Origin of the sequence: Paraburkholderia phenoliruptrix, assembly GCF_019511605.1 — a bacterium.
Classification (GTDB): domain Bacteria; phylum Pseudomonadota; class Gammaproteobacteria; order Burkholderiales; family Burkholderiaceae; genus Paraburkholderia; species Paraburkholderia phenoliruptrix_A.
Genome location: NZ_JAEUAV010000008.1, coordinates 26,280 through 43,468, shown reverse-complemented (window position 1 = coordinate 43,468; position 17,189 = coordinate 26,280). Strand labels below are relative to the sequence as shown.

The 17,189-nt window shown below is 65.6% G+C and carries 15 protein-coding genes; 10 read left to right on the top strand and 5 right to left on the bottom strand.

Annotated features, from left to right (window positions below):
* The first annotated feature begins 7 nt into the window (after positions 1-7).
* The 6 genes from JNB89_RS13045 to JNB89_RS13020 all read left to right on the top strand — a co-directional run bounded on the left by JNB89_RS13045 (position 8) and on the right by JNB89_RS13020 (position 7,075).
* A complete protein-coding gene (locus JNB89_RS13045; protein WP_013343246.1) occupies positions 8-427 on the top strand; it encodes an ExbD/TolR family protein in 420 nt (139 codons plus the stop codon).
* A complete protein-coding gene (locus JNB89_RS13040) occupies positions 424-1,194 on the top strand; it encodes an energy transducer TonB (protein WP_220362433.1) in 771 nt (256 codons plus the stop codon). The genes JNB89_RS13045 and JNB89_RS13040 overlap by 4 nt, the downstream gene beginning before the upstream one ends.
* A 169-nt stretch (positions 1,195-1,363) precedes the next feature.
* Entirely contained in the window at positions 1,364-3,304 is a 1,941-nt protein-coding gene (locus tag JNB89_RS13035) for an extracellular solute-binding protein (RefSeq protein ID WP_431026588.1), read from the top strand.
* Positions 3,305-3,319: 15 nt separating this feature from the next.
* On the top strand, positions 3,320-4,372 hold the full coding sequence (locus tag JNB89_RS13030) for a microcin C ABC transporter permease YejB (protein WP_220362432.1): 1,053 nt from the start codon (positions 3,320-3,322) through the stop codon (positions 4,370-4,372).
* Positions 4,326-5,441 (top strand): ABC transporter permease, encoded by a 1,116-nt coding sequence (locus JNB89_RS13025; RefSeq protein WP_220362431.1) that lies wholly within the window; start codon positions 4,326-4,328, stop codon positions 5,439-5,441. Before JNB89_RS13030 ends, JNB89_RS13025 begins: the two co-directional genes overlap by 47 nt.
* Positions 5,438-7,075, top strand: a complete 1,638-nt coding sequence (locus tag JNB89_RS13020; protein ID WP_220362430.1) for an ABC transporter ATP-binding protein — start codon at positions 5,438-5,440, stop codon at positions 7,073-7,075. Before JNB89_RS13025 ends, JNB89_RS13020 begins: the two co-directional genes overlap by 4 nt.
* 274 nt (positions 7,076-7,349) lie before the next feature.
* On the opposite strand, the gene JNB89_RS13015 is transcribed toward JNB89_RS13020, so the two are convergent.
* Positions 7,350-7,526 (bottom strand): hypothetical protein, encoded by a 177-nt coding sequence (locus JNB89_RS13015; protein WP_220362560.1) that lies wholly within the window; start codon positions 7,524-7,526, stop codon positions 7,350-7,352.
* On the bottom strand, positions 7,523-8,467 hold the full coding sequence (locus tag JNB89_RS13010; RefSeq protein ID WP_220362429.1) for an NAD(P)H-binding protein: 945 nt from the start codon (positions 8,465-8,467) through the stop codon (positions 7,523-7,525). The genes JNB89_RS13015 and JNB89_RS13010 overlap by 4 nt, the downstream gene beginning before the upstream one ends.
* 301 nt (positions 8,468-8,768) lie before the next feature.
* Between JNB89_RS13010 and JNB89_RS13005 the strand changes: the two genes are divergently transcribed.
* Entirely contained in the window at positions 8,769-9,674 is a 906-nt protein-coding gene (locus JNB89_RS13005; RefSeq protein WP_220362428.1) for an AraC family transcriptional regulator, read from the top strand.
* Between the two features lie 22 nt (positions 9,675-9,696).
* Here the strand turns inward: JNB89_RS13005 and JNB89_RS13000 are convergent, their stop codons facing one another.
* From JNB89_RS13000 to JNB89_RS12990, 3 genes are all read right to left on the bottom strand, one after another.
* Complete coding sequence (locus tag JNB89_RS13000) at positions 9,697-10,521, bottom strand: anti-sigma factor family protein (protein ID WP_220362427.1); 825 nt, start codon at positions 10,519-10,521, stop codon at positions 9,697-9,699.
* Positions 10,518-11,036 (bottom strand): sigma-70 family RNA polymerase sigma factor, encoded by a 519-nt coding sequence (locus JNB89_RS12995; RefSeq protein ID WP_013343256.1) that lies wholly within the window; start codon positions 11,034-11,036, stop codon positions 10,518-10,520. The genes JNB89_RS13000 and JNB89_RS12995 overlap by 4 nt, the downstream gene beginning before the upstream one ends.
* 151 nt (positions 11,037-11,187) lie before the next feature.
* Positions 11,188-11,922 (bottom strand): anti-sigma factor family protein, encoded by a 735-nt coding sequence (locus JNB89_RS12990; RefSeq protein WP_013343257.1) that lies wholly within the window; start codon positions 11,920-11,922, stop codon positions 11,188-11,190.
* A gap of 278 nt (positions 11,923-12,200) precedes the next feature.
* Between JNB89_RS12990 and JNB89_RS12985 the strand changes: the two genes are divergently transcribed.
* The 3 genes from JNB89_RS12985 to JNB89_RS12975 all read left to right on the top strand — a co-directional run bounded on the left by JNB89_RS12985 (position 12,201) and on the right by JNB89_RS12975 (position 17,010).
* The gene (locus JNB89_RS12985; RefSeq protein ID WP_013343258.1) at positions 12,201-12,467 is read left to right on the top strand and encodes a DUF4148 domain-containing protein; all 267 of its coding nucleotides are present in this window, start codon (positions 12,201-12,203) and stop codon (positions 12,465-12,467) included.
* Positions 12,468-12,786: 319 nt separating this feature from the next.
* Positions 12,787-16,464: a DEAD/DEAH box helicase gene (locus JNB89_RS12980; protein WP_220362426.1), complete on the top strand. Its 3,678-nt coding sequence runs from the start codon at positions 12,787-12,789 to the stop codon at positions 16,462-16,464.
* Positions 16,465-16,680: 216 nt separating this feature from the next.
* On the top strand, positions 16,681-17,010 hold the full coding sequence (locus tag JNB89_RS12975) for a hypothetical protein (RefSeq protein ID WP_220362425.1): 330 nt from the start codon (positions 16,681-16,683) through the stop codon (positions 17,008-17,010).
* Positions 17,011-17,189: the final 179 nt, after the last annotated feature.

The window sequence follows — 17,189 nt, the reverse complement described above, 5'->3', positions numbered from 1 at the left end:
AAGGATCATGCGTAACCATCGCAGCCATTACCTGGGCGCAGAGGAAAAAGCGCGGATCGAGATCATTCCGATGATCGACATCATGATGTTCCTGCTGGTGTTCTTCATGCTCGCCACGCTGAAGATGATCCAGGGCGCGGGCATCAAGCTCGACCTGCCGCAATCGAGCACGGCCGAGCAGTTGCAGCAGACGGTGAAGGTGTCGATCGGCGTCACGAAGACCGACGAGATTTATCTCGACGCGAAGCCGGTGACGCCGTCCGAACTCACCGCCCATCTGCAAGGGCTCGTGCATGACTCGAAGAAGGTCGACGTGGCGATCGCAGGCGACGAGGGCACGAGCTACAAGAACATCGTCAAGGTAATGGACCTGGTGCGTGCAGCGGGCATCAGCTCGGTTGCCCTCGCCACCAATCCGACGACATGAGCTCTCCGGTACTCGATATGACAGACCCGCAAAGCCGTCTGAACGGCGCTCTCTGGGCGTCGTCCCATCCGGCCCAGCATGGCCGCATGTCCATGAAGACCGCGGTGGGTATTGCGCTCGTCGTCGAACTGCTGATCGTCGCCGGGCTCTCGCAGGTGAGTTTCAAACAGGAGCCGCCGCCCCCGCGCAAGATCATGGAAGTGACGATGGCGCCGCCGCCGCCGCCTCCGCCGCCTGAGGTAAAGAAGCTCGAACCGCCGCCCGCGCCTACGCCGGTGAAGCCGCAACCCAAGCCGCAACCCAGACCGTTGCCGGTGCAGAAGCCTCCGCCGGCAATGCCGTCGGCCACGCCCAAGCCCGCCAATATCGCGCCCGCTGCGAATCCGAGCCCGAATGCGCCGGCGCTCGCCACCGCGAACGCGACGCCCGGTCCCGCCACGGCGCCCGCCGCGCCGCCCGTGCCCGCGGCGCCGCCGGCGTTGCACGGCGTGGTCGACGGACGCGGGCACTGCCAGGCCGTGCAGCCGCAAATCCCGCGCCGCGCGTTACAGGAAGGAATCTCGGCCACCGTCATCGCGCATCTGTCGATCGGCACGGACGGCAGCGTGAGCGACGTCAAGATCGTGCGTGTGACGCCGCCGACCGCGGTGTTCAACGAGGCGGTCGTGACCGCGGCGAAGGCATACCGGTGCGAGAAGAATGCCGAGCCGTACGTCGGCGAAGTGGCGTTCTCATTCAAGACCACGCCTGCCGACGACGACGAATGACGCGCGCGTATTGAAGCAGCGCAAGCAGCGGAAGCAGCGGCGCGCGCGGTGACCGCGGTCATCGTCGCACCGGTTCGACGTACCGCGCGCCGGCTTGCAACCGGCGCGCGACCTTGGGTATTCCTGAACCATGAGACTTGTGAAGTTTCGCCGGCCCCGCGCGCGGCGCATGCTCCCGCGCGTGCTTGCATCGGCGTTCGTGCTCGCGCGCGCATGCATGTTCACGATGCGACGCGGCCGCGGCGCGGCCTTTTCGTGGGCGCGCGCCACCGGCCTGAGCCTCGCGTTGGCCGCGCTGTGCGCAGGTGTGCACGCGAAGCCGTCACTGGCGCAATACGGCGAACCGAAATATCCCGCGAATTTCACGCATTTCGACTACGCGGATCCCACCGCACCAACGGACGGCAAGCTCAGCTTCCAGAACTACAACGAATTGCAAAGCTACGATTCGATGAATCCGTTCCTCGTGCGCGGCGCGCCCGCGCCGGACGTGCAGCATCTGATGTTCGACACGCTGATGCAGCGAAGCTGGGACGAACTCGCATCCGAGTATCCGCTGATCGCGGACGACGTGGAGGTGGCGCCGGACTTTTCTTCGGCGACGTTTCACATCAATCCGGCCGCGCGCTTTTCCAACGGTGATCCGATTACCGCCGCCGACGTCAAGTATTCGTTCGACACGTTGACGAGCCCGCGTGCGTCGCCCGTCTTCAACGCGCAGTTCGCGGTGATCCGGCGGGCGGTCGTGCTCGACCGGGCAACGGTGCGCTTCGACTTCAAACGCGCCGAGCGCGATGCGCCGCTGATCGCAGGCGACTTGCCGGTGTTCTCGCCGAAGTGGGGAATGCGCGCCGACGGCAAGCGGGCGCCGTTCGACCAGATCGCGAACGAGGCGCCGGTATCGAGCGGCCCGTACCTCGTCGAATCGCGCAAGAACGACAAGGAAATCACTTACAGGCGCAATCCGGCATATTGGGCCGCGGACCTGCCGTCGAGGCGCGGCATGTACCGTTTCGCGCACATCACCTTCAAGCTGTATCGCGACCACTACACCCAGCTCGAAGCGTTCAAGGCGGGCGACGCCGACGCGATCGTCGAATACAGCGCAACGCAGTGGGCGCGCAAGTATGTCGGCAAGAACTTCCAGAACGGCTCGCTGGCGAAAGGCACCTTTGCGGACGGCCCCGCGCAGATGCAGGGCATGCTGATGAACCTTCGCAAGCCGATGTTCCAGGACGTGCGTGTGCGCCATGCTTTGACGCTGGCGTTCGACTACGACTGGATGAACCGGATGATGTTCTATGGCCAGTACAGGCGCACCAAAAGCTATTTCGACGCGAGTCCGTTCGGCGCGACCGGCATGCCGGGGCCGAAGGAACTCGCGCTGCTCGCGCCGTACCGTGCGAGTCTGCCGCCCGAAGTGTTCGGCCCGATGGTGCAGCCGCCCAATACGCTGCCGCCCAATTCACTGCGCGGCAATCTGCGCGTGGCCCGCGACCTGCTCGCGCAAGCCGGCTGGCGATACCGCGACGGCGCGCTGCGCGACGCGAACGGCTTGCCGATGCGAATCGAGATCATCGACGACCAGCCAGGCATGGACCGTCTGATCCTGCCGTACATGCAGGCGCTCGCGAACCTCGGCATAGACGCGCATTTGCGCCAGATCGACAGTGCGTTGTATCAGAAGCGGATCGACAACTTCGAGTTCGATATGACCACGTATATCTATGCACCCGTGACGATTCCGGGCGTGGAACTCGAGCGGCGCTTTGGCAGCGCGGCGGCCTCGCAGGTGGGCTCGGAAAATTACCCCGGCATCCGCTCGCCCGCGGTGGACTCGCTGATTCGCGCGGCGCTCGCCGCGACCACTCTGGACGATCTGCAGGCAGCGACCCGCGCGCTCGATCGCGTGCTGATCAACTCGTATTACCTCGTGCCGGAGTACCACGCACCGGGCGCGCGCATCGGCTACAAGACGACGCTTGGATTTCCAAAGATCTTGCCGGCGTCGTACGGATACGAAGACTGGGTGATCAGTTACTGGTTCGCCAGGCGGCCAGCCGGCAGCGCGCCTGCGTCTGCGTCTGTGCCCGCGGCCCCGGCTCACTAGCCTTCGAGGAGCAGCATGCTTGCCTACATTCTCAGAAGATTGCTGTTGATGGTGCCGACGTTGCTCGGCGTCGTCACGCTGACGTTCGTCGTTACGCAGTTCGTGCCGGGTGGGCCGGTCGAGCAGGTGATGACGCAACTCCGCCACGGCGCTGGCCGTGGCGGAGAGGCGGGGGCGGGCGGCGGCGGTTACCACGGCAGCCAGGGTGTCGATCCGCAGCAGATCGAGCAGATCAAAAAGCAGTTCGGCTTCGACAAGCCGCCGCTCGAGCGCTACGTTCTGATGCTCGAACACTATGCGCGCTTCGATCTCGGGCAGTCGTATTACCAGCACGCGCGAGTGTGGGACGTGATCTGCTCGAAGCTGCCCGTGTCGATCACTCTCGGGCTATGGACGGTACTGCTGACGTATCTGGTGTCCGTGCCGCTCGGCATTGCGAAGGCGGTACGCAACGGTTCGCGCTTCGACACCGCGACGAGCGTGCTGGTGCTCGCGGGTTATGCGATACCCGGCTTCGTGCTTGGCGTGCTGCTGCTGATGCTGTTTGGTGGCGGCACCTTCTGGCAGGTGTTCCCGATGCGTGGCCTCACGTCGGACAACTTCGCGGAGCTGAGCGTGCCCGGCAAGCTGCTGGACTACCTGTGGCACATCGTGCTGCCGGTAACGGCCTCGGTGGTCGGCAACTTCGCGATCGTCACGATTCTCACCAAGAACACCTTTCTCGAGGAAATCGGCCGGCAGTACGTGCTGACGGCTCGCGCAAAGGGCGCGGCCGAGCGCGACGTGCTGTGGAAGCACGTGCTGCGCAACGCCGCCATTCCGCTGCTGACAGGTTTGCCGGCGGCGTTCGTCGGCGCGTTCCTGAACGGCAATCTGCTGATCGAAACCCTGTTCTCCCTCGACGGCATGGGTCAGCTTTCATACGACTCCGTCATTCGCCGCGATTATCCGGTCGTGCTCGGCTCGCTGTTCCTTTTCACGCTGATCGCTCTCGTAACCAAACTCATTGCTGACGTCTGCTATGTCCTCGTCGACCCGCGCATCCAGTTCAACCGGCTGGACCGATGAAGTATCCGGCGCAATGCGCCAGGCGGTGCCGTCCCCGTGGCGGCGCACGTGGCTGCGCTTTCGGCGGCAGCGGCCCGGCTACTGGAGCCTCGTGATCTTCGCGTCGCTGTTCGCACTGAGCCTGCTCGGCGAGGTACTGTCGAACGACCGGCCGCTCATCGTGCGTTACGACGGGCACTACTATTTTCCGATCGTGAAGGATTATCCGGAGACGCTCTTCGGCGGCGATTTTCCGGCGCGTGCGAATTACCTCGATCCTTATATCCGCTCGCGGCTCGAGTCGAACGGCAACTTCGCGATCTATCCGCCCAATCGCTTCCACTACGACACCATCGACTATTTCGCGGTGCATCCGTATCCGGCGCCGCCCACTTCGTCGAACTGGCTGGGCACCGATCAATACGGCCGCGACGTGCTCGCGCGGCTGCTGTACGGCTTCAGGCTGTCGGTATGCATGGCGCTCGCGTTGACGGTGTCGGGCGTGCTGATCGGCGTGGCCGCGGGCGCCGTTCAGGGCTTCTACGGCGGACGCACCGACCTGTTCGGGCAGCGCCTGATCGAAATATGGAGCTCGATGCCGGACCTGTATCTGCTCATTATCTTCGCGTCGATCTTCGAGCCGACGCTGTGGCTGCTATTCATTCTTTTGTCCATGTTCGGCTGGCTCGTGCTGTCCGACTACGTGCGCGCGGAGTTTCTGCGCAACCGTTCGCTCGACTACGTCAAGGCCGCCCGCACCCTGGGGCTGTCGAACTGGCAGATCATCTGGCGCCATGTGCTGCCGAACAGCCTCACGCCGGTCATCACGTTCCTGCCGTTTCGCATGAGCGCCGCGATCCTCTCGCTCACCAGCCTCGATTTTCTCGGCCTCGGTGTGCCGCCGCCGACGCCGAGCCTCGGCGAGCTGTTGCAGGAAGGCAAGAACAATCTCGACGCCTGGTGGATATCGGTCTCCGCGTTTGCCGCGCTCGTCGTCACGCTGTTGCTGCTGACGTTTATTGGCGACGCACTGCGTAATGCGCTCGACACCCGCTCGCGCGGTTCCGCTTTCGGTGGAGCGCCGCGATGAACCGCGCGCCCATCGAGCGGCCCTTGCTCCAGATCGAGGGGTTTTCCGTGCGCTTCGGCGACCGCTTCGCGGTGCGCGATCTGAGCCTTTCCATTGCGCGCGGCGAGCGGGTCGCGCTGGTCGGCGAATCGGGCTCGGGCAAGAGCGTCACGGCGTTGTCCATTTTGCGGCTGGTCGATCATGCGCGCTTGAGCGGGCGGATTCTGCTCGACGGCGAAGACCTGCTCGCAAAAACCGAGCAGGAGATGCGCGGCCTGCGCGGCGCGGACGTAGCGATGGTCTTTCAGGAGCCGATGACCGCGCTCAATCCGCTTTTCACGATCGGCAAGCAGATCGCCGAAAGCGTGCGTCTGCACGAGGGCGGGCGGCCCGAAGCGGCGCGCGCGCGCGGCATCGAGCTGCTCAGGCGCACGGGCATTGCCGAGCCGGAGCGGCGTATCGACAGTTTTCCGCACCAGTTGTCAGGCGGCCAGCGTCAACGCGCGATGATCGCGATGGCGCTCGCGTGCCGTCCGCGCCTGCTTCTCGCCGACGAACCGACGACCGCGCTCGACGTCACGGTGCGCCAGCAGATTGTCGATCTGCTGATAGCGCTTCAGGAGCAGGAGGCCGCCGAGCGCGGCATGGCCGTGCTGCTCATCACGCACGATCTGAATCTCGTGAGGCGTTTCGCGCAGCGCGTCGCCGTCATGGAAAAGGGCGTGCTCGTCGAAACGAATACGACAGAGGCGTTGTTCGCCGACCCGCGGCACCCGTACACGCAGCGTCTGCTCGACAGCGAACCGCGCCGCTCCATTGCTCCGCTCGAAAAAGGCGCGCGCCGTGTGCTCGACGTCCAGGGGCTCAGTGTCGATTACAGCACCTCCGCCAAGGGCTGGCGCTCGCTATTTGGCCGCTCGACCTTTCGCGCGGTGCACGATGTCGATTTCAGCTTGCGGCGCGGGGAGACGCTCGGCATTGCCGGCGAATCGGGTTCGGGGAAGTCGACGCTCGCGGCTACCGTGCTCGGCTTGCAGCGTCCGGCCTCGGGCCACGTGCATATCGACGGCATGCCGTTATCGCTGCTGACGACCGCGCGGTCGCGGCGGGCGTTGTACTCGCGCATGCAGGTGGTGTTTCAGGACCCGTTCGGCTCGCTCTCGCCCCGCATGACGGTCGAACAGATTGTCGGCGAGGGCCTTGTCATGCATCGGCCTGAAATGGGTGCGGAGGCCCGACGCGTGCGCGTTGCCGCGTTACTGGAGGAAGTGGGGCTGCCCGCGGATGCGATGCCGCGCTATCCGCACGAGTTCTCCGGTGGCCAACGTCAACGGATTGCGATTGCTCGCGCGCTCGCGGTGGAGCCGGAACTGCTGGTGCTGGACGAACCGACGAGCGCGCTCGACGTTTCCATTCAGCAGCAAGTGCTGGCATTGCTGGTACATCTGCAGAAGACGCGCAAGCTGAGCTACCTGCTTATCACGCACGATCTTGCCGTGATGCGGGCCGTCGCTCACCGCGTGATCGTGATGAAGGCGGGGCGCGTCGTCGAGACCGGCGACACGCTCGAGGTTTTGCATGCACCGTCACATCCGTACACGCGCGCGCTGCTGGCTTCGTCGTTACTGTCGCCACAGGCGGAGCCGCAGGCGTAGGCACAGCAACAGCAGTGGTTCGGCTCCGGTGCAAGCCGCACTGAGCGTGCCTTCATGAACGGCATGGGCCATGCCGAGCTGTACTGCCGCGGGGTACGTCGCCCTGCTGGATGCCTTCGGCTACGAAGGATGGCGGAACCGGCCACGTTGCTACATCGCTGCACTAAAGGCGGACCGTCCCAGCCACTGCATCTAGGCTGGGTGGTCAACGCGCGGTGTCGTTGACGCCGCGTCGTTCGGGCACGCCTGCCCGCGCGCTGTGCGAGCCCACCGCTTAGAACAAGCCGAAGTCTTCGTTGCTGTCGGGAATCGCGTTAAGAAGATCGCGCAGCGCGCGCCAGCCGAACAGTCCCGCCAGCGTTAGTGCGAGCGCCAGCAGGCCGCGCAGATTCACGCGCACGGCTTTCGTCTGATACCGCAGCACACAGCTCGTCATCGCGATCCTCCTCATTGATGAGCTCCTGGCTGGCCACTTGCCCGATTTGCCCCATTTGCCCGATCTGCCCGATTTGCCCCACCTCGCACGAGCACCGCTAATGCCTGCGCCAGGGTCGTCGGACCCGTACGGCGCTCGCTGACGTTGGCCTCGACGTCGATGCGGCCAGCGTTATGAGCGTCGTATAGATCGATGATGAGCCGCGCGTGTGCCTCGCCAAGACCGGCACGCTCGAGCATGGCCGCCCATTGCTCGCGCGGCACCGCCTGCGCCGTGATCGCGCGGCCCGCGAGTTCGCCGATGGTGCGTGCGACATCGACAACGCTCACGCGCTCTTCGCTTTCGATGCTCACCACGCGCGGCGCATGCTGTGGCGGTTTCGCGTCCAGCAGCAAGTGAGCGGCCAATGCGCCGACGTCTTGCGCGGCGACAGTAGGAAAGCGCTTATCGAGCGGATGATGAAGACTCGGCAGCGCGCCGGTGGACAAAGCAACGGGCAGCACGCGTGCCCAGTTGTGCATGTGCTCGGCGGCACGCAGGAACGTGAGCTGGGTGTCGAGCGTGCCGACGCGTGTCTCCAGATAGTGGAACAGCGTGGTGATGCCGGTGCCGCTCGCATGCTCGGCGCCGTAATCCGACAGCGCGAGCACGTGTTCAGGCAGGTTTGCCCGCAATGCGTCGACGCTCGCGTCGATCGTGCTGCGCATTTCGCGCGCCGGGTCGGCATGATCGCGCGGCACCGGACACAGTATCTGCACCGCCCGTGCGCCATCGAGAGCGCGTGCCATTGCCGTGCGGTCGCGCAGATCGGCAATCGCGATGTCGCAGCCGATTTCCGCGAGCGGCGCGGCGTGCGCGGCACTGCGAAGCACGGCACGCACGTCGTGCCTGGCGCGCCGCAATGCGGTGGCGGATGCTTTGCCTACATTGCCGTTTGCTCCAAAGATCACGAACACGTAAGGTCCCTTATTGGATCGTCATGGACGGATCATAGAGACGGCTGCCACGCAAAACGCGCACGTGAAGATGAAGATGAGCAGATTCGGATGATCGATTGCGCGCGGTTGCTGCTTTGCGCTGGCGGCAAGGAGCGGGCCACGCGAGTGTCCGCGCGGCCAGAAACGAGCGCAGACGGCTTGGCGAGCCGCGAAAGCGCCGAAAGCACGCAAGCCCCACGCCCGAAGCCCCAGCCCCAAAGCGCGGCTGCCAAAAACCCGGCACAATGCGCGCAGACAGATCGCCATTCGCGAGGCAACCATGAGCGCCGTCACACCCGCCGCCAGTCCGACCCACGCACTGACCCACGCACCGCTCCCACCGGCACACAGCGGCTCGCGCATCGCTTTACGCACGAGCAAAACGCTCGGCTGGCAGGGCTTCGGCGCGGAGCTGGTCAATGTGTCGGCCGGCATGCACCGGCTGCCGGCGTACAGGCATCATCGCGTGGGCGTGCATGTGGGCAGCCCGGTGCGGGCGCGCTGTCTCTGCAACGAGAAGCCGCACTCGCGCATTCAGGCGCACGGCGACGCGGATGTGATACCCGCAGGGCTCGACGGACAGTGGAGCGACGAATCCGCCTGCACCATCTTCAGCGTATGGATCGGCGAAGAATTCGCGCGCAGAACAGCGGAACAACTCGCATTGAAGGCAGGCGCCTCGCAGATCCGTCCGCAATTCCAGCTGCGTGATCCGCGCTTTACGCACCTGGCGTGGGCATTGCGTGCCGAACTGGAGGCGGACGACGCGTCCGATCCGCTCTACGCGGAGAGTCTCTGCACGGCAATGGTGGTGCGTCTGATAGGCGGCGCGCCCTCGCTCGATGAAAAGCGGCGCACGCTCGCGCCGCGAACGGCGGCACGCGTGACCGAGTTCATCGAGGCACATCTGGAGCGCCGCCTCACGCTAAGCGAACTGGCCGCACTGGCCGATCTGAGCGTGCCGCATTTCAAGGTGCTGTTTCGCGCGACGCTCGGCGTGCCCGTGCATCAGTACGTGGTGCAGCGGCGCGTCGAACGGGCCCGCACGCTATTGCTGCAGGGCCGGCTCTCCGCGAGCCAGGTCGCGCTCGAGGCCGGCTTCGCGCACCAGAGTCACATGGCGCACTGGATGGGACGCCTGCTCGGCGTGACGCCGCGCCAACTGATCCAGTCTGCCGCACGCTGAGGCGCGCGGCTCGTGGTGGACATCAGCCGGGCGGCGCCGCACTGGTCAGTTGCGAATACACGTCATGCGAGAGTTGCAGCAACAGCTTGCGGTCTATACCGCCCGACACCGCATAGCCGAAGTCGCCATCGACCCAGTAGAACACGTTGACGGGTCCGTCCTGATACAGCTTGAACGCGGTGGTGTTCGAATTCACCTGACGGCGCGAGATGCACAGCGTCACGCGTTCGCCGTTGGGGCCGCGATACATGAATTGCGCCGTCTGGCCGTCCGGACCCGGCAGCAGGCGTCCACCGGAGAGGGCAAAGCCTTGCCTTGCCAGCATCGGCGGGTGCACGTTGGTGCCGAGGCGATTCGCGAGCCACTGCACGAAATCCTGCTCGTGATCGACACTCATGTCGGTGGGCCGGTCCACGGCCGGCATGTAAACCACGTGCGCCACCGCAGCCTGATGCGCGAGCATCTCGGAGCTGTCCGCGCTAACCGGGCGCGTGTTGGCCGAACCGGCCATGGTCGGCATCGCGTCCTGCCCCATGTGCGTGCCGAATCCGATACCAATGCCCAGCACCAGCGCCGCCGCCATGCCCGCAAATTGCGGCCAGTTCGCGGCAACCCGCGAACGGCGCGGCGCGGCCGGCTGCAGGCGCTTGGGCACCGGTTCGTTCAGCACGCGGTCGTAGCGCTCATGGAGCAGGCTGTTCAGCGAGAAATAGTCGCTGATCCGCGCAGCCAGTTCGGGGTTCTGCTCGAGCGCGCGCTCCACTTCGGCGCGCCGTTCGTCGGACAGCGTGCCGTCCACGTACGCGTGCAACTCTTCTTCAGTGATCGGCATATGTTGGTCGCTCATCGCACCACCTGTAATTTCGCACCGGGCTGGCTGCCCGCCATCAACGCCCGCAGCCGTTCGCGTCCGCGCGAAAGCCGCGACATGACCGTGCCGATGGGAACGTTCAGCGCGAGCGCGACGTCGGCGTAGCTCATTTCCTCGAGGCCGACCAGCAGCACCACTTCGCGTTGCTCGAGCGGCAGACGCTGCAACGCGTAGTCCAGATCGCGCATTTCGAGCGAACGCACCTGTTGCGCCGGCACCGCGAATTCGCTTTCGTGGACGCTTTCGTCGTCGACGGCCACGTGGACCGCGCGCGACGACGCCTTGCGCGCCTGATTGGCGAACACGTTGTGCATGATCGTGAACAGCCACGCGCGCAGGTCGGTGCCGGGCTCGAACATGCCGGTGCGGCCGAGCGCGCGCTCCAGCGTGTCCTGCACCAGATCGTCCGCGAGGTCGCGATTGTTGATCAGCGCCCGCGCGTAGCGCCGCAGCCGCGGCACGTGCTCCATTAACTCGTCACGAACATCCATTCTTCATCCCGATCATGGGGCCTCTCGTGAACAGTGAACGGCGGCGCCTCGTCCGGGCGCCGCTCGCGTTGATAGTGCAAACACGCGTGAGGGGATTCTATTCCCACGCTGTTGAAGGGGCATGCCACGCGCATGTCTTGCCGCGCACACGTCATTGCATGGTCATGACGTCGGCGGCACGCATCAGGCCATGCGTGCGCGCATTGCCGGCGACCACGAAGCGCTGGCGCTGGTCTGTCCATGTAAGCAGGCGCACGTCGCCTATGCGGCGCGCGGACCATTGCGGCTGTGCGGGCGCGAGCAGGGCGAGAGTGGACAGCACCACCACGGGTTGGCCGTCGCGGTTCAAATAGACAAAGCCGGTCGCGCGCTGCAACAGGCCGAGCGACAGCACGCGCTCATCGACGAGCCGCAGCCCGATCGCCTCCAGGTTCGGCGCGGACGGCTCCCGGCGCGTTGGCGTGGCGGCGGGATAGGGCGCGGCGGCGGTTTCAGCCAGCACCATTACCGCCGCATTGTTGAGCGCCTGCTGTGTGACCTGCGTGGCCGCAAGCCAGCCGCCCAGCGCAACGCACGCAATGACGAGCGCAAGCAACGCGCGCCATGTCCTGCGCAGGGGCGACCTGGCGACGCTCGGACCCCGGCGGCCCGGCGCATTGCGCCCGCCGTCGAAGGCGCTCGGCGCGGGTTCGTCGGTCGTCTGAAAGGAGCGCTGAATCTGCTCGTTCAGCTTGCCGTAGAAGGCCACGCGGCGGGCTTCGGCGGGATCGCGCATCAGGTAGTCGCGCAGGAACGAGGCGCGCGCAGGCGACAAGGTGCCGTCGGCGTAGGCCTGAATGTCGGCTTCGGAAAGCGGCGAATCGGCAGGGGCGTCGGTTGGTTTCATGATGAAAGATCTCCGGTCGAAATCCGGCTATGGAGTGCAAACACTGTCGCGCGCGTTTTATTCCGCTCGGCCGGGCGGGCGTGCCGAAACTTCTGACCGTGCTTCATCGTAGTTCACCGCGCGATCGACGCGTTGCGCGACGGCGAGCAAACCCCTTCGCGCTGTACTTTATTCCGCGCTGCAAAAATGTTTTTTCCTGAAGCCTCGCACAGGAATAAAAGCCGGAAAAGGGTGGTTCGCCCTGATGCAAACCCGCACATCACTTACCGGAGTTCATCATGAAGAAGATCGCTTTTGCCGCCTTGTCTGTCGTCGTTCTGGCTGCATCGTCGAATGTTTTTGCGCAGGGCAAGACGCGCGCCGAGGTCTACCAGGAGCTGATCACGGCGGAGCAGAACGGCCTCAATTACGTGACCGACGCGTCGTATCCCGACGTGAGCCCCGTGTTCGCACACCAGGTCGAGCAACACAAGGAGGCGCTGGCCGCCGAGGCCGCTGCGAGCCGCGTGGCAAGCCAAAGCGCGCCGGCTGGCGGCGTGAACTGAGCGTGCCTCGCGGCTTGTGCGTGACGCGCCGCACAAGGCGCGAAGCGAAGGCCGCAAGCCGCAAGCCGCAAGCCGCAAAGCCGCAAAGCCCAAAGCCCAAAGCCCAAAGCCCAAAGCCCAAAGCCCAAAGCCCAAAGCCCCCAAACCCCGCCGCCCGACGAGCGCCGCCTCACACAGCCAAATCCCGCCAACGCGTAAAATGGCCGGTTATCACTGGCAAACGACGCCTCGGGGCGTCCGTAGCGGTGGACAGCGCGCCGTCCGCCGCACGGATTCCCGTGCCGCTTGCCTTAGCCGGCTTGAAAGGGGATGCCCGCTGATGTCGTCAGTTTTCTTCGATCGGGAACGGATTGCAGACTGGCTCGGAGACCACACCGTGGCCAAGGCGCGCGCGGTGGGCCCCGTCAGCAACGTGCAGTGGCATGGAGCCACGCTGACGGGCCGCGTGCAGGGCAGCGAGCCTGAGCCCTACAGGACACGCGTGCGCTTTCGCACCGACGGCGGCACGCCGTGGGCGCAGAGCGACTGCAGTTGCCCCGTCGGCCGCAATTGCAAGCACGTGGCCGCGCTGCTGCTCGCCGAACTCGAGTATCACGACGAGATGGACCATATCGTCCGCGTGGACGACGCCGAACGCGACGACAGCGCACCCACGGCAGAGCCGGGCACGCCGGAGAGCTTCGGCCCGCGGCAGACGCAGCAGGGCGTGCGCCCCGAACTCGTCAGCTGGCTGGAGCGCTTTCGCGCCCGCGCGGAGGCCGCCGACGCCGCCGCGCAAAAGGCGACGGCCGCGCGCACCGAGACGCTCGCCTATCGGCTGAACTGGTCCGACTTCCACAAGCGGCATGAAGTCGTGCTGTACCGTGCGCGCTGCGACGCTAACGGCAGGATCGTCGAAGTCGGCGAGACGTGGGGCAATGTCGAGTCGGCGCTGCTCAAGCAGCCGAGGTTCGTGTCCGACGAAGACTTGTCCATTTTGCGCGGCCTGTGGCTTGGCCGGGCGCGCGAAGACTTCGGGCAATTCGTTCTGCGCGGCACGAACGGCGCGGAGATGCTGCAAAAACTCATCGTGACCGGGCGCCTCTTTTTCGACTTCAAGGTCGCGCCGCATGACGACGCGCCCACGCCGCTCGTGCGTGCCGCGGACCGGCCCGGTCGCATCGAATGGGAGCCGCTTGCGGACCAGCGGCTGCGTCCGGTTCTGTGCACGGAGCCGCGCGCCACGATGGTGCTGCCGACCGAGCCCGTCTGGTACGTGGACGGAGTGGCGCGAGAGGCGGGGATCGTCCGCTCGTCGCTGCCGTTCCAGCAATTGCCGGACTATCTGGCCATGCCGCCCATCTCGCTTGCCGAAGCGCCGCTCGTCGCGTCGGTGCTGCGCGAGGTCGCGCCGGACCTGCCGTTGCCGCCCACCCCCGAAGCGTCGGCGATCCGCGTGATCGACGTGGAGCCCGTGCCTGTGCTCACGCTCAACAGCCATGCGCTGCCGTTTGCCGCCCGGACAAGCAAGGCAACCAGGGCCGAGAAGGCATCCAGGGCCACCAGGGCCGCGGCTGCTCCGGCGGTGGAACTGGCCGGCGTGAGCTTCGACTACGACGGCGTCAGCATCAACGTGGATAGCAGCGTGACGCTCGTGCCGGTGCCGGGCGGCGAGGTCCTTCATATTCGGCGCCGCTACGAGGTCGAGAAAAAGCGCCTGCTCGAACTGCGCAAGACCGGCCTGCAGAAAGTGCCCACGAGCCGCGTGTTCGCTTCGCGCCTGTTGCCCGACACGATGCTCGGCTTGCCCGATGACGAGGCGTGGTCCGTGTTCGTCAACGAGGCCGTGCCGGATCTCGTCAGCAAGGGCTGGCGCGTGACGATGGCGCCGGAATTCCGCTACAACGTCATCGAAATCGATGCGATCGACGGCACCGCGCATCAGGCGGGCGACGGCTGGTTCGATCTGGAAATGGGCATTCGCATCGGCGAGCGCAATGTGCGGCTGGAGCCGCTGCTCGCAGATCTGTTTCGCCGCGACCGGCGCTGGCTTGGCGGCGCGCTCGAAGCGATTCCCGACGACGAGCCGATCGAGCTGAAAACCGAAGAGAACAAGCGGCTGCGGCTGCGCGCCGACCGGCTCAAGCCAGTGGTGCGCGTGCTGGTCGACCTGTTCGATTCGCTTGGCGGCGCGCTCGCCGAAGGCGAGCCGCTGCGCGTGCCGTCCGTCGACGCAGGCCGCCTCGAAGCGTTGAACGACACCGGGCGCTGGCAGTTTCGCGGCGACGATTCGATCCGCCAGCTCGCCGCGCGCTTGCAGGCGGGTCCGGGCTTGCGCGACGTGCCGGTGCCCACGGCGTTGCGCGCGCAACTGCGCGCATACCAGCAGCAGGGTTTGAACTGGATGCAGTATTTGCGCGAGCAGGGCCTGGCCGGCGTGCTCGCCGACGACATGGGCCTCGGCAAGACCGTGCAGACGCTCGCGCACATTCTCGCCGAGCGTGAAGCGGGGCGCCTTGACAAGCCCGCGCTGATCGTCGTGCCGACCACGCTCGTGCACAACTGGCGCGAGGAAGCGCGGCGCTTTGCACCCGAGTTGAAGGTGCTGGTGCTCAACGGTCCGCAGCGCAAGGAGCGCTTCGAGCAGATCGGCGAACACGAACTGATTCTGACCACCTACGCGTTGTTGTGGCGCGACCAGAAAGTATTGGCCGGGCACGAGTATCACCTGCTCATTCTCGACGAGGCGCAGTACGTAAAGAACGCCACCACGAAAGCCGCGCAGGCGATCCGCGGGTTGAGCGCGCGCCACCGCTTGTGTCTGACCGGCACGCCGCTCGAGAATCATCTCGGCGAGCTGTGGTCGCAGTTCGATTTTCTGCTGCCGGGCTTTCTCGGCTCGCAGAAGGACTTCACGCGCCGCTGGCGCAATCCGATCGAAAAAAACCACGACGGCGTGCGCCGCTCGCTGCTCGCGCGGCGCATCCGGCCATTCATGCTGCGGCGTCGCAAGGACGAAGTCGCGAAAGAGCTGCCGGCCAAGACGACGATTGTGTGTTCCGTCGATCTGGAAGGCGCGCAGCGCGATCTGTACGAAACCGTGCGCACGGCGATGCAGGAGCGTGTGCGCGCCGCGGTGAGCGCGCAGGGGCTCGCGCGCAGCCACATCATCGTGCTCGATGCGCTGTTGAAGTTGCGGCAAGTGTGTTGCGATCCGCGTCTCGTGCGCTCGCTGCGGGCGGCAGAGGCCGAGGCTGAAGCTCAGGGGCAAGCCGGAGTGCACGCCGACACCCACGCGGGAGCCCAAGCCTTGGCCCAGGCCGACGAGGCCGACGCCAACGCCCAAGCCGACGTCCAGGCCCAAGCCAACGTCCAGGCGCACGCCCACGCCAACTCCAACGACAAAACCCCCGAGGACTCGCCGCGCAAGCTCTCGCGCGTGTCCGACAAGCCCGAGAAGCCCGAGAAAGGCGCGCGACCTACGCGTTCGGCCAAGCTCGATTTGCTGCTTTCGATGCTGCCAGAACTCATAGAAGAAGGACGCCGCGTGCTGCTCTTTTCGCAGTTCACCGGCATGTTGTCGCTGATCGCGCAGGCGCTCGACGAAGCTGCAATTGCGTACGTGATCCTGACTGGCGACACGGCGGACCGGATCACCCCTGTGCAGCGCTTCCAGCAGGGCGAGGTGCCGTTGTTCCTGATCAGCCTCAAAGCGGGCGGCGTGGGTCTGAATCTGACTGCCGCCGACACCGTGATTCACTACGATCCCTGGTGGAACCCGGCTGCCGAGAACCAGGCCACCGACCGCGCGCACCGCCTCGGTCAGGACAAGCCCGTGTTCGTCTACAAGCTGATAGCGGCGGGCAGCATCGAGGAAAAGATCGTGGAATTGCAGGAGCAGAAGGCCAGCCTCGCGGACAGCATTCTCTCCGAAGACGCCGCCGGCGCCGTCAAGTTCTCCGACGACGACATCGACGCACTGTTCGCGCCGATGCCCGAACTGGACGGCGAAAAGTAACGTCCACGGCCGCGCCGCTTGCACGTGCCGCGCGCAGGCCACGCGTTTTCGCCGCACTCAAATTGCACCACATTTGACCTGCTGTTGGTCAAAGGCGTCACAAATCGTCAAGGAATGCAGAGTTCCGTTCGATGACGTCAACGCTTTCCTTTCGTACTCGTTGAACACGCGACCATTTACCGGTCAGTCAATGCATACGTTAAGGAACACATCGCAATGAACAAGCAACTCATCGCCGCCGCCGTCGCCGGCCTGTTCTCCATCGCCGCGTTCGCGCAGAGCGCTGCGCCCGCCGCGGCTTCCGCGTCGCAAGCCGCGGCCGTGCACGCAGCGCCGGTGTCGCAAGCCGCAGCGTCGCACGCAGCTCCGGCGGCAGTTGCCGCGAGCGCGGCCGCTGCCGATGAAGCGAAGCCCGCGGCTTCCCACCATCACGCGAAGAAGCATAAGCACGCGCACAAGCATGCACACAAGCACGCAGCGTCGGCTTCCGCTGGCGACGACAACGCAGCGCCCGCCACCGACGACGCAGCGCCCGCCAAGCCGTAAATTTCCGCTGCTTATCGAGCCAACTCGCGGCCGCTAGAGGGTGTGCGGCCTGAGGGTCCGAGGGTCTTCGGGTCCTCGGGCCAACAGGTCTACGGGCCGACGAGCCTAGGGGCCAGTGGGCCACTGGGCCACTGGGCTAGTCGGCTAGTCCGCCAGTCCGCCAGTCCGCCAGTCCGCCA

Bases quoted from the DNA above. Each gene is read 5' to 3' on its own strand.
- JNB89_RS13045 (WP_013343246.1), top strand. From the start codon at position 8: ATGCGTAACCATCGCAGCCATTACCTGGGCGCAGAGGAAAAAGCGCGG.
- JNB89_RS13040 (WP_220362433.1), top strand. From the start codon at position 424: ATGAGCTCTCCGGTACTCGATATGACAGACCCGCAAAGCCGTCTGAAC.
- JNB89_RS13035 (WP_431026588.1), top strand. From the start codon at position 1,364: ATGCTCCCGCGCGTGCTTGCATCGGCGTTCGTGCTCGCGCGCGCATGC.
- JNB89_RS13030 (WP_220362432.1), top strand. From the start codon at position 3,320: ATGCTTGCCTACATTCTCAGAAGATTGCTGTTGATGGTGCCGACGTTG.
- JNB89_RS13025 (WP_220362431.1), top strand. From the start codon at position 4,326: ATGTCCTCGTCGACCCGCGCATCCAGTTCAACCGGCTGGACCGATGAA.
- JNB89_RS13020 (WP_220362430.1), top strand. From the start codon at position 5,438: ATGAACCGCGCGCCCATCGAGCGGCCCTTGCTCCAGATCGAGGGGTTT.
- JNB89_RS13015 (WP_220362560.1), bottom strand. From the start codon at position 7,526: ATGAGGAGGATCGCGATGACGAGCTGTGTGCTGCGGTATCAGACGAAA.
- JNB89_RS13005 (WP_220362428.1), top strand. From the start codon at position 8,769: ATGAGCGCCGTCACACCCGCCGCCAGTCCGACCCACGCACTGACCCAC.
- JNB89_RS13000 (WP_220362427.1), bottom strand. From the start codon at position 10,521: ATGAGCGACCAACATATGCCGATCACTGAAGAAGAGTTGCACGCGTAC.
- JNB89_RS12995 (WP_013343256.1), bottom strand. From the start codon at position 11,036: ATGGATGTTCGTGACGAGTTAATGGAGCACGTGCCGCGGCTGCGGCGC.
- JNB89_RS12990 (WP_013343257.1), bottom strand. From the start codon at position 11,922: ATGAAACCAACCGACGCCCCTGCCGATTCGCCGCTTTCCGAAGCCGAC.
- JNB89_RS12985 (WP_013343258.1), top strand. From the start codon at position 12,201: ATGAAGAAGATCGCTTTTGCCGCCTTGTCTGTCGTCGTTCTGGCTGCA.
- JNB89_RS12980 (WP_220362426.1), top strand. From the start codon at position 12,787: ATGTCGTCAGTTTTCTTCGATCGGGAACGGATTGCAGACTGGCTCGGA.
- JNB89_RS12975 (WP_220362425.1), top strand. From the start codon at position 16,681: ATGAACAAGCAACTCATCGCCGCCGCCGTCGCCGGCCTGTTCTCCATC.